We start from the raw sequence: 14,251 nt of genomic DNA, 5'->3' as shown, positions 1-14,251 counted from the left end.
CAGGCGAGGACGCATGAACAACAAGCGCGAGACATCCGTGAATGCCGTGAACCGGGGCGATCCGCTCTGGTACAAGGACGCGGTCATCTACCAGCTGCACGTCAAGTCCTTCTTCGACGCCAACAACGATGGCATCGGGGATTTTCCAGGGCTGCTGTCCAAGCTCGACTACATCGCGCAACTGGGCGTGGACACGATCTGGCTGCTGCCTTTCTATCCCTCTCCCCGGCGCGACGACGGCTACGACATCGCCGAGTACCGGGGCGTGCATCCGGACTACGGCGAACTGGCGGACGTGCGGCGTTTCATCGCGGCGGCCCACGAGCGCGGCATGCGCGTGATCACCGAACTGGTGGTCAACCACACTTCGGACCAGCATCCATGGTTCCAGCGCGCGCGCCACGCCAAGCCGGGTTCGGCCGCGCGCAATTTCTACGTGTGGTCCGACAACGACCAGGCCTACGCCGGTACGCGCATCATCTTCATCGATACCGAGAAGTCGAACTGGACCTGGGATCCGGTGGCCGGGGCCTATTTCTGGCACCGCTTCTATTCGCACCAGCCCGACCTGAACTACGACAATCCGCGCGTGCTCAAGGCCATCCTGAGCGTCATGCATTTCTGGCTGGACCTGGGCGTCGATGGCCTGCGGCTGGACGCCGTGCCCTACCTGGTCGAACGGGAGGGCACCAACAACGAGAACCTGCCCGAGACCCATGCCATCCTGAAGCGCATCCGGCAGGACCTGGAAGCGTCCTACGACGATCGCATGCTGCTGGCCGAGGCCAATCAATGGCCCGAGGACGCGCAGGAATATTTCGGACAGGGCGACGAGTGCCACATGTCCTTCCACTTCCCGCTGATGCCGCGCATGTACATGGCCATCGCCAAGGAGGACCGCTTTCCCATCACGGACATCATGCAGCAGACGCCGGACATTCCGGACAACTGCCAGTGGGCGATCTTCCTGCGCAACCACGACGAACTGACGCTGGAGATGGTGACCAGCAGCGAGCGCGACTACCTGTGGGAGGTGTATGCCGCCGACCGCCGGGCCCGCCTCAACCTCGGGATACGCCGGCGCCTCGCGCCGCTGATGGAGCGCGACCGCCGCCGCATAGAACTGATGCACAGCCTGCTCCTGACCATGCCGGGCACGCCCGTCATCTACTACGGCGACGAGATCGGCATGGGGGACAACATCCACCTGGGCGACCGCGACGGCGTACGCACGCCCATGCAATGGTCGCCCGACCGCAATGGCGGGTTCTCGCGCGCCGACCCCGAGCGACTGGTGCTGCCGCCGCTGATGGGCAATCTGTATGGCTACGAGGCGGTGAACGTCGAAGCCCAGTCCGGCGACGCCCATTCGCTGTTGAACTGGATGCGCCGCATGCTGGGCAAGCGGCGCCAGTATCGGGTGTTCGGCCGCGGCGGCCTGCGGTTTCTCTATCCGGGCAACCGCAAGATCCTGGCGTACCTGCGCGAGCACGAGGAAACCACCATCCTGTGCGTGGCCAACCTGTCGCACACGCCCCAGGCGGTGGAACTGGACCTGGCTGAATTCGACGGCAGGGTGCCGGTCGAGCTGACCGGGGGGACGGCATTCCCCGCGATCGGACGCCTGACCTATCTGCTGACCCTGCCGCCCTATGGCTTCTATTGGTTCGAGTTGAGCGCCTCGGCGACGCCGCCGAACTGGCACCTGGCCACCGCCGACCAGTTGCGCGAGTTCCGGACGCTGGTGTTGCGCGGCAAGACGGGCTATGACCTGACTACCGAGTCGCGCCGTACGCTGGAGCATGCCGTCCTGCCGGAATACCTGGCGCTGCGGCGCTGGTTCGCCTCCAAGCACGAACGCATCGTTTCGGGGCGCGTGGTCTACGGCGTGCGGCTGCCCGCCGCCGACGAGCTGTACCTGACGGAGATCGAGGCCGACCTGGGCCAGCGGCGCGAGCGCTACGTGGTGCCCCTGGGGCTGATCTGGGAGGAAACCCTGCCGCAGCTGCAGCAGCAACTGGCGCTGGCGCGGGTACGGCGCGGACCCATGGTGGGCATGGTGACCGATGCGTTCAGCCTGCAGAGTTTCGCCATCGCGGTGTTCGACAGCCTGAAGAACGGCATCGAGCTGGAGTCGCGCATCGCCGCCGACGGGGGCGGGGACGCCCGCATACGGTTCCTGCCCGAGCCTGGCCTGGAGACCGTGGCGGTCGATGCGGACACGCCCATCCAGTGGCTGTCGGCCGAGCAGTCCAACAGTTCGCTGGTGGCCGGGACGATGGCGGTATTGAAGATCGTGCGCCGGGTCACGGCCGGCATCCATCCGGAAAGCGAGATGACGCGCCATCTGACGCGGCTGGGATTCCGCAACACGGCGGCGCTGCTGGGTGAGGTGGTGCGCGTGGACGAGGACGGCACGCCGCACACGCTGATGCTGGCCCAGCAGTACGTGGACAACCAGGGCGATGCGTGGAACTGGACGCTGGAGTACCTGCACCGGACCCTGGACGATGCCGCGCTGACCGCCGAAAGCGCCGAGGACTATGGCCAGGAACTGCGCGGCTACGCGACGCTGGCCGCCGCCGTGGGCCGGCGCCTGGGCGAGCTGCACGCCGCGCTGGCGATGCCTTCCGACGATCCGGCCTTCGCGCCGGTCGAGGCTTCGCGCGAGGACGTCGGGCGCTGGGTGGACGATGCCCGGCAGAGCCTGGACCAGGCCCTGGCCATCCTGGCCGCGGGCCGCGACTGGGGCGACCTGGCGGCCGAGGCCGCGCTCCTGCTGGACAACCGCCACCTGCTCGAAGCCGCCATGGACCGCCTTGGCCAGTCCGTCCGCCATGCCTGGCTGACGCGGGTGCATGGAGACTTCCACCTGGGGCAGGTCCTGGTGGCGCAGAACGATGCCTACATCATCGATTTCGAGGGGGAGCCGGCACGCACCATGGAAGAACGGCGGCGCAAGCGCAATCCGCTGCGCGACGTGGCCGGCCTGCTGCGCTCGTTCGACTACGCATCGGCGGTGGTGGCGCGGGCGCCGGATGCCACGGTCCCCGCGGCCGGCGCCAATCCCATCGCCGGTCCGTCCGTCGACACCGTGGCGCAGCGCCGGGACGTCCTGCTCGAACGGTTCCGCGTCGAGGCGTCGGGCGCGTTCCTGGACGCCTATCGCGAGGCGGCGGCGTCGGCGCCTCGCCCGTGGGTGGACAGCCAGGACGAGGATGCGCTGCTATCGCTGTTCCTGATCGAGAAGGCCGCCTACGAGGTGTGCTATGAAGCCGCCAACCGGCCGGCGTGGATAGGAGTGCCGCTGCGGGGCCTGGTGACGTTGGCGGCCCGGATCGAACCGGCAATACGGAGGCAAGAGGATCTTGACGGACAACAGCCGTGACGGCGGGATGGCCCCCGCCGATATCGAGGCCCTGGCCGGCGGCCGGCACCCCGACCCTTTCTCCGTGCTGGGGCCGCAGCTGCGCGACGGCCGCCTGTGGCTGCGCGCCTTCCTGCCCGGCGCCCTGACCGTGCAGGCCGTGTCGGATACGGGCGGCGTCGTGGACCTGAGGCCGTCGGGCGGCGGCGTGTTCGAGGCCCAGGCCGATGCCGGCTTCCTGCCCGGCCGCACGGGCTACCGCCTGCGCATCCAGTGGCCCGGTGCTTTCCAGGAGGCCGAGGATCCCTACGCGTTCGGCCTCATCCTGGGCGACGAGGACCTTGCCATGCTGGCGCGGGGCGACCACGACGGCCTGGAGACCTGCCTGGGCGCCCATTGCACCACGATGGAGGGCGTCCCGGGCGTGCGTTTCGCGGTGTGGGCGCCCAATGCCCGCCGCGTATCGGTGGTCGGGAATTTCAACGCATGGGACGGCCGTCGCCATCCCATGCGCCTGCGCCATGCCGCGGGCGTCTGGGAGCTGTTCGTGCCCAGGCTGTCGCACGGGGAACCCTACAAGTACGAACTGCTGGGCCCCGATGGCAGCCTGCTGCCGCAGAAGGCCGATCCGTGCGCCTTCCAGGCCGAGCCGGCACCAGGCTCGGCCTCGGTGGTCGCCGATCCCGCGCCCTACGCATGGACCGATGCGGCATGGATGGAGGGCCGAGCGGCGCGCCATGCGCCCGATGCGCCCATCTCGATCTACGAGGTGCATGCCGGTTCCTGGCTCAGGAAGGAGGACGGCGGAACCTGGTCCTGGCATGAGCTGGCCGACCGCCTGATTCCCTACGTGGCCGGCATGGGGTTCACGCATCTCGAGCTGCTGCCCATCATGGAGTATCCCTTCGGCGGTTCCTGGGGCTACCAGCCGCTGGGAATGTTCGCGCCGACGGCGCGCCATGGCACGCCGCGCGATTTCGCCGCGTTCGTCGATCGCTGCCATGCGGCCGGGTTGGGCGTGATCCTGGACTGGGTGCCCGCGCATTTCCCCACCGACCCCCATGGGCTGGCGCGTTTCGACGGCACGGCGCTGTACGAGTACCAGGACCCGCGCGAAGGCTTCCACCAGGACTGGAACACGTACATCTACAACCTGGGCCGCAACGAGGTGTGCAACTTCATGCGGGCCAGCGCCCTGTACTGGCTGCGCCGCTATCACGTGGACGGGCTCCGGGTGGATGCGGTCGCGTCCATGCTGTATCGCGACTACAGCCGCCGCGCGGGCGAATGGCTGCCGAACGTGCACGGCGGGCGGGAGAACCTGGAGGCCATCGCGTTCCTGCGAGACCTGAACGGCAGGGTGCGGCGTTTCTTTCCCGATGCCATGATGATCGCCGAGGAGTCCACCGCCTGGCCGGGGGTGACCGCGCCGCCGGAAGCGGGCGGGCTGGGTTTCCACTACAAGTGGAACATGGGATGGATGCACGACACGCTGCGCTACATGCAGCGGGACCCCGTGCACCGGCACTATCACCATCACGACCTGACCTTCGGCATGGTGTATGCCTATTCCGAGCAGTTCGTGCTGCCGCTCTCGCATGACGAGGTGGTCCACGGCAAGGGTTCGCTGATCGGCAAGATGCCCGGCGACCGCTGGCAGCGCTTCGCCAGTCTGCGGGCCTATTTCGGCTTCATGTGGAGCCATCCGGGCAGGAAGCTGCTGTTCATGGGCGGGGAGCTCGCCCAGGAGCGCGAGTGGAACCATGACGGACAACTGGCCTGGGAGGCGCTGGCCGATCCGCTGCATGCCGGCGTGCAGCGGCTGGTGGGCGACCTGAACCGCGTCTATGCCGGCAGGCCCGCGCTGCACAGGCTGGACGGCGATCCGGCGGGGTTCCGCTGGGTGATCGGCGACGACGACCGCAACAGCGTGTTCGCCTACCTGCGCATGGACGGCGAGCGCTGCGTGCTGGCGGTGTGCAACATGACGCCTATCCCCCGCGGCGACTACCGGCTGGGCGTGCCCCGGGCGGGGCGGTGGCGCGAGATCGTCAACACCGACGCGGCCGACTACGGCGGTTCGGGCGTGGGCAACGCCGGAGCGGTCGAGGCGCGGCAGCAAGCCGCGCACGGCCTGCCCCATTCGCTGGTGTTGACCTTGCCGCCGCTGGCCACCTTGCTGCTCGAGCCAGAGTGACCATGGGCGCCGTCGTCGATCGCTTGCTGCCGGGCCGCCCCTATCCCCTGGGCGCCCACTGCGACGGAATGGGCGTGAACTTCGCCGTGTTCTCGGCGCACGCGCACCGCATCGATCTGTGCCTGTTCGATGAATCGGGGCGCAAGGAAATCGCGCGCATGCCCCTGCCCGAGTGCACCGACGAAGTCTGGCACGGCTATCTGCCGCGGGCGGGGCCGGGGCAGGTATACGGCTACCGGGCGTTCGGCCCCTACGAGCCGCAGCATGGCCACCGTTTCAATCCGCACAAGCTGCTGATCGACCCGTATGCCCGCAAGCTGGCCGGGTCGCTGCGCTGGACCGACGCGCTGAACGGCTTCCGGCGCGAGGATCGCGGCATGGACCGCCGCGACAGCGCCGCCGCGGTGCCCAAGTGCGTGGTCGTGGACGATGCCTTCGACTGGCACGGAGACCAGCGGCCGGAATGGCCGTGGGGCCAGACCGTGATCTACGAGGCCCACGTGCGGGGGATGTCGATCTCGCGCGAGGACATGCGGCCCATCGAGCGGGGCACCTTTCGCGCGCTGACCAATCCCGCGCTGATCGATCATCTGCTGTCGCTGGGCGTCACGTCGCTGGAACTGCTGCCCATCCATGCCCACGTCAACGACCGTTTCCTGGTCGAGCGCGGCCTGCGCAATTACTGGGGCTACAGCAGCCTGTCGTTCTTCGCGCCCGAGCCCGCCTATCTGTCGCGCAACGAGCTGCACGAGATCCGGACCGCCGTGCGCAACCTGCACGCGGCCGGCATCGAAGTGATCCTGGACGTGGTCTACAACCATACCTGCGAAGCCAGCGAGACCGGGCCGACCCTGTCGTGGCGCGGGCTGGACAATGCCAGCTACTACCGCCTGGTGCCCGGCGACGAGCGTCACTACATCAATGACACGGGTTGCGGCAACACGCTGAACCTGTCGCATCCCCGTGTGATCCAGATGGTGATGGATTCGTTGCGCTACTGGGCCGAGGCCTTTCGCGTGGACGGCTTCCGCTTCGACCTGGGCGTGACGCTGGGCCGCGAGGCCGGCGGCTTCGATCCGGGGGCGGGCTTCTTCGACGCGCTGCTGCAGGACCCGCTGCTGTCGCGCCTCAAGCTGATTTCAGAACCCTGGGACATCGGCCCCGACGGTTATCACGTTGGCCATCATCCGCCGGGATTCGCCGAGTGGAACGACCGCTTCCGCGATACCGTGCGCCGTTTCTGGCGCGGCGACGAGGGCGTGCGGCCGGAGCTGGCCACGCGGCTGGCGGGATCGGGCGATTTGTTCAACCGCCGCCATCGCCGGACGTGGGCCTCGATCAACTTCGTCACCGCGCACGACGGTTTCACGCTGGCGGACCTGGTCAGCTACACCCACAAGCGCAACGAGGCCAACGGCGAGGAAGGACGCGACGGAAGCAACGAGAATCACAGCAGCAATTGGGGCGTCGAGGGACCGACCCTGGATCCGGCCGTGCTGGAGACCCGGGCGGCGGTGGCGCGGGCCATGCTGGCGACGCTGTTCTGTGCGCACGGCACGCCCATGCTGCTGGGCGGAGACGAGTTCGGCCGTACCCAGTCCGGCAACAACAATGCCTATTGCCAGGACAACGAGATCTCCTGGTTCGACTGGCGCCTGGCCGCCTCCGGCGAAGGCCGGGCCATGACGGCCTTCGTTGCGAGGCTGGCCGCGCTGCGGCACGAGTATCCGTCCCTGCGCAGTGAGCGCTACATGGCGGACTACCACTTCGTCGAGGATGGCCTGGCCGAGATCGGCTGGTTCGACGAGCATGGGGAACGGGTCGACAGCCAGGCGTGGAACGATCCCGGCCGGCGCGCGCTGGTGCTGCGGCGGGCGGTCCGGCACGACGGCCGCATCGAAGTCACGCAGCTGCTGGTCAACGGCCACGGCCATGCCGTCTCGTTCGCCTTGCCCGCGCCGGCCGTGCGCTGGCGCATGCTGATCGACAGCAGCCGCCCGGAGGCGCCCGAGGCCGACGTGGTCCAGATGCCGCTGGAGCTGGCCCCGCGCAGCGTGGTGCTGCTGGGTTGCAGGATGAACTCGCCATGAAGAAAACTCTGCTTTCCGAGAAATTCGGTGCTCGCCTGCTGGGGCCGGACAGGACGCGCTTTCGCCTGTGGGCGCCGGGCCAGCAGGCGGTGTCGGTGGAGCTCGATCCCGGCACGGCGCAAGCGTCCGTGGTCCCCATGCAGGCCAGGCGGGAAGGCTGGTTCGAGGCCGAGGTGGCTCGCGGCGCGGGCACGCGCTACCGGTATCGCCTGGCGGACGGAACCGCGGTGCCGGATCCCGCCTCGCGCATGCAGGACGGCGACGTGCACGATGCCAGCGTGGTCGTCGATCCGGCCGCCTACCGGTGGCGCAATACGAGATGGCGCGGCCGACCCTGGAGCGAGGCGGTCATCTACGAACTGCACGTGGGCGCCATGGGCGGCTTCGACGGCGTGCGCGGCCACCTGCCGCGCCTGGCCGAACTGGGAGTGACGGCCATCGAGCTGATGCCCATCGCCGATTTTCCCGGCACCCGGAACTGGGGCTACGACGGCGTGCTCCCTTATGCGCCGGACCGCGCCTACGGCACGCCGGAGTCCCTCAAGGCCCTGATCGACGAGGCCCATGGCCTGGGGCTGATGGTTTTCCTGGACGTGGTCTACAACCATTTCGGGCCGGACGGCAATTACCTGCACGCCTATGCGCCGTCCTTCTTCCGCGACGACGTGCACACCCCATGGGGGCCGGCCATCGATTTCCGCCGCCGGCCGGTGCGGGAATTCTTCACCGGCAACGCCGCGTACTGGCTGCACGAATACCGTTTCGACGGCTTGCGGCTGGATGCGGTGCATGCGATTGCCGAGCAGGACTGGCTGGAGGAGATGGCCCACGCCATCCGGCAGGCGACCGACCGCCAACGGCACGTGCACCTGGTCATCGAGCACGATGGCAACGCCGTGCCGCTGCTGGAACATGAGTTCGACGCGCAGTGGAACGACGACGGCCACCACGTCCTGCATCGCCTGCTCACGGGCGAGAACCAGGGCTATTACCGAGACTATGACGAACGGCCGGCGGCGCGCCTGGCGCGCTGCCTGGCCGAGGGATTCGTCTACCAGGGCGAGCCGTCGGCCCATCGCGGCGGCCAGCACCGGGGCCGGCCGTCGGCGCACCTGCCGCCGACCAGCTTCGTGCTGTTCCTTCAGAACCACGACCAGATCGGCAACCGGGCATTGGGCGAGCGCCTGCGGACCCTGGTGGGAGACCGCAGCGAGGCGCTGCGCGCGGCGGTGGCGCTGGTGCTGCTGGCGCCCCAGATCCCGTTGATCTTCATGGGCGAGGAATACGGCGTGGAAACGCCGTTCCTGTACTTCACCTGCCATGGTCCGGAACTGGCCGGCGCGGTGCGGGAAGGGCGGCGCAAGGAGTTCGAGAGTTTTCCCGCGTTCGCCGACGACGCCGCGCGGGCCGCCATCCCGGATCCCAACGAGGCATCCACCTTCGAAGCGTCGCGGCGCGGCCTGTTCCAGGACACGGGGGGCTGGTTTGCGTATTACCAGGCGCTGCTGCGCTGCCGGCGCGAGGCGCTGATGCCCAGCCTGGATGCGACGCGGGCCCTGGGGGCGCGCGCCCTGAGCGACAGCGCGGTCGAGGCGCGCTGGAGCCTGGGGGATGGGCGCGTGCTGGCGATCGCCTCCAATTTCGGCGACGACGCGGTGACGGCGACGCAGCCCGGCGCGGCCTTTGCGCTGCTGTTCGAGAGTCGCCAGGGGCTGGCACGCGGCTTGCGGCAGGGCGTGCTCGATCCCACGTGCACCCTTGCCTGGACGGAGGCGCAGACTTCATGAGAGGACCCGATCACGACCTCGAGCGCCTGGCCGGCGCGGCCGGCGTCGCCGTGCATTGGCGGGATGCCATGGGCCGGGAGCAGGTCGTGGCGCCGGAGGTGCTGCGTACCCTGCTGACCGAACTCGGCTTCGACGTGGAGACGCCCGCGGGCGTCGCCGATTGCCTGGAACGGCTCGAGCACGAAAGCGGACAGGGGCTGCCGGCGTTGAAGACCGCGTCGCCGGGAGCGCCGGTCGAACTGCCCTGGGCCGGGAGCGAGGCCGAGTTGCCGTTCCAGCTGTCTTTCGAGGACGGCGGGCGCATGAGCGGGATCGCCCGGCGCGGCGCCAGCGGCGCGCTCGTCCTGCCTGGCGTGGACCGGCCCGGCTATCACACCTTGCAGCTGGGCCAGGCCGCCTGCACGCTGGCCGTCGCGCCGGACCGGTGCTTCGCGATCGATGACGCCTTGCATGGCGCGCCGGCCCGTCTCTGGTCCCTGGGGGTCCAGCTCTACGGCCTGCGCCGCGATGCCGCGGCATCCATCGCCGCGGGCAGCTCGGGATTCGGCGATTTCACCGCCTTGCGGCTGCTGGCCGAACAGGCGGCCGCGCGGGGCGCGTCCGCCATCGCCGTCAGTCCGGTGCACGCGATGTTCAGCGCCGATCCGGGACGCTACAGCCCCTATGCCCCTTCCAGCCGATTGTTCCTGAACGTCCTGTACGCCGATCCGGCCGCGTTGTTCGGGCCGCAGGCCCTGGCTGCCGTCTCGGCGCGGGGGCTGGGGGACGAGCTGTCGCGGCTGGCGGGGCTGTCGCTGGTCGACTGGCCTGCGGCCGGGCGGGCCAAGCTGGCCGTGCTGCGGGCCTTGTTCGACGATTTTCCGCGCAATGCGCCACCGCGCATGCACGAGGACTTCCAGGCATTCGAGCGGGAAGGCGGCGAACCGCTGCGTTCGCATGCGCGCTTCGAGGCCATCCACGCCTGGCGCGTGGAGCAGACCCGGGACCGGTCGGGCTGGCGCCAATGGCCGGCGGCGTTCCGCTCGCCCGCCAGCCCGGAGGTGGCGCGTTTTGCCGCGCAGCACGAGCACGAGGTGCGATTCCACGTCTTCCTGCAATGGCTCGCCGCGCGCGGGTTGGCCGAGGTGCAGGCCGCGGCGCGCCGGGCCGGCATGCCTGTCGGGCTGATCTCGGACCTGGCGGTCGGCACGGATCCCTCGGGCAGCCATGCCTGGGCGCGGCAGGAGGAGGTGCTGGCCCGGTTGTCGCCAGGGGCGCCGCCGGATCTCTTCAATCCGCGCGGCCAGGCGTGGGGGCTGACGGCGTTTTCCCCGCGCGCGCTGGCCGCCAACGGCTACCGCGCCTTCATCGAGCTGCTGCGGGCCAGCCTGGCGCACGCGGGCGGCGTGCGCATCGACCATGCGCTGGGCCTGTCGCGCATGTGGCTCGTGCCGGAAGGCGCATCGCCGGACGAGGGGGCCTATGTGCGCTATCCCTTCCAGGACATGATGCGCCTGATCGCGCTGGAGTCGTGGCGGCATCGCGCCATCGTGATCGGCGAGAACCTGGGCACGGTGCCCGAGGGCTTCAACGAGCAGATCGCGCGCGCCGGCATGCTGGGCATGGACGTTCTGTGGTTCAACCGGGAAGGGACCTGGCCCGGCGCGCCGTTCAGGGCGCCGGGCGGCTGGTCGCGGCAGGCGCTGGCCACCACGACGACGCACGATCTGCCGACGGTGGCGGGATGGTGGCAGGGTACCGACATCCGTTGGCGAGCCGAACTGGGCCTGTTGGCCGAGGGCCGCGGCATCGAGGCCGAGCAGGCGGAGCGGGGCCAGGACCGGGCCCGCCTGTGGGAAGACCTGGGCCGCGCCGGCACGGTGGGCGCCGGCGATCCGCTCCCGCCGGAGGCGCCGGTGACGGCGGTGCTCGATTTCGTGGCGCAAACGCCGGCCCCGCTGCTGGTCGTGCCGCTGGAGGACATGCTGGGCCTTCAGGAACAACCCAATCTGCCGGGCACCGTCGATACGCATCCGAACTGGCGGCGCCGCATGCCGCTACCGGTGGAATCGTTGTTCGAGGAGCCCGGCGCCGCCGGGCGCGCCGCCTTGCTGGCCAGGACGAGGGGGAGGGCATGAATGGATCCGTTTTCCCGGCGCGGGCCGCCGGGCAGGGCATCGTCGCCTGCGGCGTGCCGCGCGCCACGGCGCGCCTGCAGTTCCACGCGGGTTTTCCCTTCGAGGCAGCCGCCGCACAGGTCGGGTATTTCCGCGACCTCGGCATCAGCCATCTGTATGCCTCGCCCATCACGCGCGCCCGCCCGGGGTCCATGCACGGCTACGACACCGTGGACTACGGCTGCGTGAGCCCCGAACTGGGAGGGGAGGAGGGGCTGCGCAGGCTGGTGGCGCGGCTGCGCGAGCACGGCATGGGCCTGATCGTGGATATCGTGCCCAATCACATGGGCGTGGGAAAAGAGAATGCCTGGTGGTGGAGCGTGCTCAAGCTGGGGCGCGCCAGCCCCTATGCCGAGTTCTTCGACATCGACTGGGAACCGGCCGACCTGGCGCTGTGTGGCAAGGTGCTGGCCCCTTTCCTGGGCGAGCAGTACGGCCAGGTCCTGGCCGCCGGCCAGTTGTCGGTACGGCTGGACGAGGAGACGGGCGAGCCTGTCATCGCCTATTTCGACGCACGCTTTCCGATCGCCCCCGATTGCGCGGCCGAGATCGCGGCCCAGCCTCCGGAGGCCTATGACGCCACGCGGCCAGAGGGCCGGGCGCGCCTGCACGCGCTCTTGGAACGGCAACACTACCGGCTGGCGTGGTGGCGCACGGCGGCCGAGGAAATCAACTGGCGGCGCTTCTTCGAGGTCAGCGACCTGATCGGCGTGCGCGTGGAAAGGGAGGACACGCGCGAGGCCATCCATGCGTTGCCGTTTCGCCTGTACGCCGAGGGACTGATCGATGGCGTGCGCGTGGACCACATCGACGGACTGGCCGATCCCGAGGCCTATTGCCGCTACCTGCGCGAGAACCTCGCCGCGCTCGACGGCGGGCGGCCCGCCGGATGTCCGCGCGACGTGCCGTATATCGTGGTCGAGAAGATACTGGCGTCCGACGAACCCCTGCCGGCGAGCTGGCGCGTGCAGGGGACCACCGGCTACGACTTCATGAACGACGTGGGCGCGCTGCTGCACCACCCCGAGGGAGAGGCGCGCCTGACGGCGCAATGGGAGGCCGTGTCGGGCGAGGCGCGCGGCTTTCGCGCGCTGGTGCTGGACGTGCGGCGCCGGCTGGTCGCGCAGAGCTTCGCGGGCGAGTGCGACGCGCTGGTCCGCATACTGCACCGCATCGCGCGCACCGACCTCGCTACCCGGGATTGGGGGGCGCCCGCCATCCGCCGGGTGCTGACCGAACTGCTGGTGCATTTTCCCGTCTACCGCACCTACGTCGGGGGCGAGACGCCCCTGGCGGCCGATGAGGTGGCCATGGGAATCGCCTGCAAGGGCGCGCGGCAGGTCCTGCGGCGTGCCGATCACGGGTTGCTGGAACTGCTGGCGCAATGGCTGGGACAGGCGCCGGACGCGCCGGCCACGCCTGCGCTGCGGGCCTGGCGCCGGGAAGCCTTGCGCAGGTTCCAGCAACTGACGGCGCCGCTGGCGGCCAAGTCGGTGGAGGATACCGGGTTCTACCGCTACGGACGGCTGCTGTCGCGCAACGAGGTCGGCTCCGATCCCGGCGTGTTCTCGCTGGATGCCGAAGGTTTCCACCGCAAGGTGTTGGCGCGCGCGGCCCGTTTCCCCGATGCCATGCTGGCCACCGCCACCCATGACCACAAGCGCGGCGAGGACGCCCGGGCGCGCCTGGCCGTGCTGAGCGAGTTCGGGGACGAGTGGCTGCGGCTGGTGGGCGCATGGATGCGCCGCCACGAGGCGCTCAAGGCGCGCGAGGGGCCGCGTCCGGCGCCGGCGGACGAATACATGCTGTATCAGACCCTGTTCGGCGCCTGGCCCCTGGATCTGGCCATCGCCGACGAGGCCGGCATCGCGGCGCTGGCGGAGCGGGTAGGGGAGTGGCAGACCAAGTCCCTGCGCGAGGCCAAGCTGCGCTCCAGCTGGGTGACGCCCGCCGACGAATACGAGCAGGCCTGCGACGCCTTCCTGCGCGCCGTGCTCGATCCCCGCCGCAACGGCCGCAGCCTGCTGGAACTGTCGGCCTTCGTGGCGCGCGCCGGCGCGGCGGGCGCCCTGAACGGCCTGGCCCAGACCTTGTTGCGGCTGTCCACGCCGGGCGTGCCCGATCTCTACCAGGGTACCGAGTTCTGGGATTTCAGCCTGGTCGATCCGGACAACCGCCGGCCGGTGGACTACGGCCGGCGCCGCGCCGCGTTGGCGTCCGATGCCGATTGCGCCTCGCTGGTGGCGAACTGGCGCGACGGGCACATCAAGTTCGAGCTGATCCGGCGCGCCCTGGCCTTGCGGCAGCGCGATCCGGACCTGTTCCGCCGCGGCGACTATCTGCCGCTTGCGGCGCATGGCGACGCCCGGGATGCGGTGCTGGCCTTCGCCCGCCGCCACGAGGACCGGTTCGCCGTGGCGATCGTGCCGCTGCACGCTTCGGCGCTGGTGCTGGCCTCCGGCCCATCGCCGGTTCCGCACGTGCCCCCCGGGGCCTGGGGCGACACGTCCATCGACCTGTCGGGCCTCGTCAGGGACGGCGCACTGCGCAACGTCCTGGACGGCCGCTCCTGCGCCGTGGCCGGCGGGACGGTGCGCGTGGCCGACGCCCTGGCCGCCTTTCCGGTCGCCCTGATGCACGCCTGATCCCGCGTT

6 protein-coding genes are annotated in these 14,251 nt (G+C 69.9%); all 6 read left to right on the top strand.

Going from position 1 to position 14,251, the window contains the following annotated elements:
- Positions 1–13 precede the first annotated feature (13 nt).
- From treS to treY, 6 genes are read left to right on the top strand one after another with little or no spacing between them, the layout of a single operon-like run.
- Positions 14–3,388, top strand: coding sequence for a maltose alpha-D-glucosyltransferase (gene treS / locus ABD104_RS07315; RefSeq protein ID WP_132979951.1), 3,375 nt, complete (start codon positions 14–16; stop codon positions 3,386–3,388).
- On the top strand, positions 3,369–5,564 hold the full coding sequence (gene glgB / locus ABD104_RS07310) for a 1,4-alpha-glucan branching protein GlgB (RefSeq protein ID WP_132979952.1): 2,196 nt from the start codon (positions 3,369–3,371) through the stop codon (positions 5,562–5,564). Before treS ends, glgB begins: the two co-directional genes overlap by 20 nt.
- Positions 5,565–5,566: 2 nt before the next feature.
- Positions 5,567–7,654 carry a glycogen debranching protein GlgX gene (gene glgX, locus ABD104_RS07305; protein ID WP_279813996.1) on the top strand — a complete coding sequence of 696 codons (2,088 nt, stop codon included), beginning with the start codon at positions 5,567–5,569 and terminating at the stop codon, positions 7,652–7,654.
- Complete coding sequence (gene treZ, locus ABD104_RS07300) at positions 7,651–9,441, top strand: malto-oligosyltrehalose trehalohydrolase (protein WP_279813999.1); 1,791 nt, start codon at positions 7,651–7,653, stop codon at positions 9,439–9,441. The genes glgX and treZ overlap by 4 nt, the downstream gene beginning before the upstream one ends.
- Positions 9,438–11,558, top strand: coding sequence for a 4-alpha-glucanotransferase (malQ, locus tag ABD104_RS07295; protein ID WP_279814002.1), 2,121 nt, complete (start codon positions 9,438–9,440; stop codon positions 11,556–11,558). The genes treZ and malQ overlap by 4 nt, the downstream gene beginning before the upstream one ends.
- The gene (treY, locus tag ABD104_RS07290) at positions 11,555–14,242 is read left to right on the top strand and encodes a malto-oligosyltrehalose synthase (RefSeq protein WP_087839277.1); all 2,688 of its coding nucleotides are present in this window, start codon (positions 11,555–11,557) and stop codon (positions 14,240–14,242) included. Before malQ ends, treY begins: the two co-directional genes overlap by 4 nt.
- Positions 14,243–14,251 lie beyond the last annotated feature (9 nt).

Origin of the sequence: Pigmentiphaga daeguensis, assembly GCF_039523035.1 — a bacterium.
Classification (GTDB): Bacteria; Pseudomonadota; Gammaproteobacteria; order Burkholderiales; family Burkholderiaceae_B; genus Pigmentiphaga; species Pigmentiphaga daeguensis.
The sequence above is the reverse complement of the archived record's forward strand: the minus strand, read 5'-3'. Positions and strand labels throughout refer to the sequence as shown.

What these genes read in the sequence shown, in the direction of transcription:
- treY (WP_087839277.1), top strand. Translation starts at nt 11,555, where the DNA reads ATGAATGGATCCGTTTTCCCGGCGCGGGCCGCCGGGCAGGGCATCGTC.
- malQ (WP_279814002.1), top strand. Translation starts at nt 9,438, where the DNA reads ATGAGAGGACCCGATCACGACCTCGAGCGCCTGGCCGGCGCGGCCGGC.
- glgX (WP_279813996.1), top strand. Translation starts at nt 5,567, where the DNA reads ATGGGCGCCGTCGTCGATCGCTTGCTGCCGGGCCGCCCCTATCCCCTG.
- treZ (WP_279813999.1), top strand. Translation starts at nt 7,651, where the DNA reads ATGAAGAAAACTCTGCTTTCCGAGAAATTCGGTGCTCGCCTGCTGGGG.
- treS (WP_132979951.1), top strand. Translation starts at nt 14, where the DNA reads ATGAACAACAAGCGCGAGACATCCGTGAATGCCGTGAACCGGGGCGAT.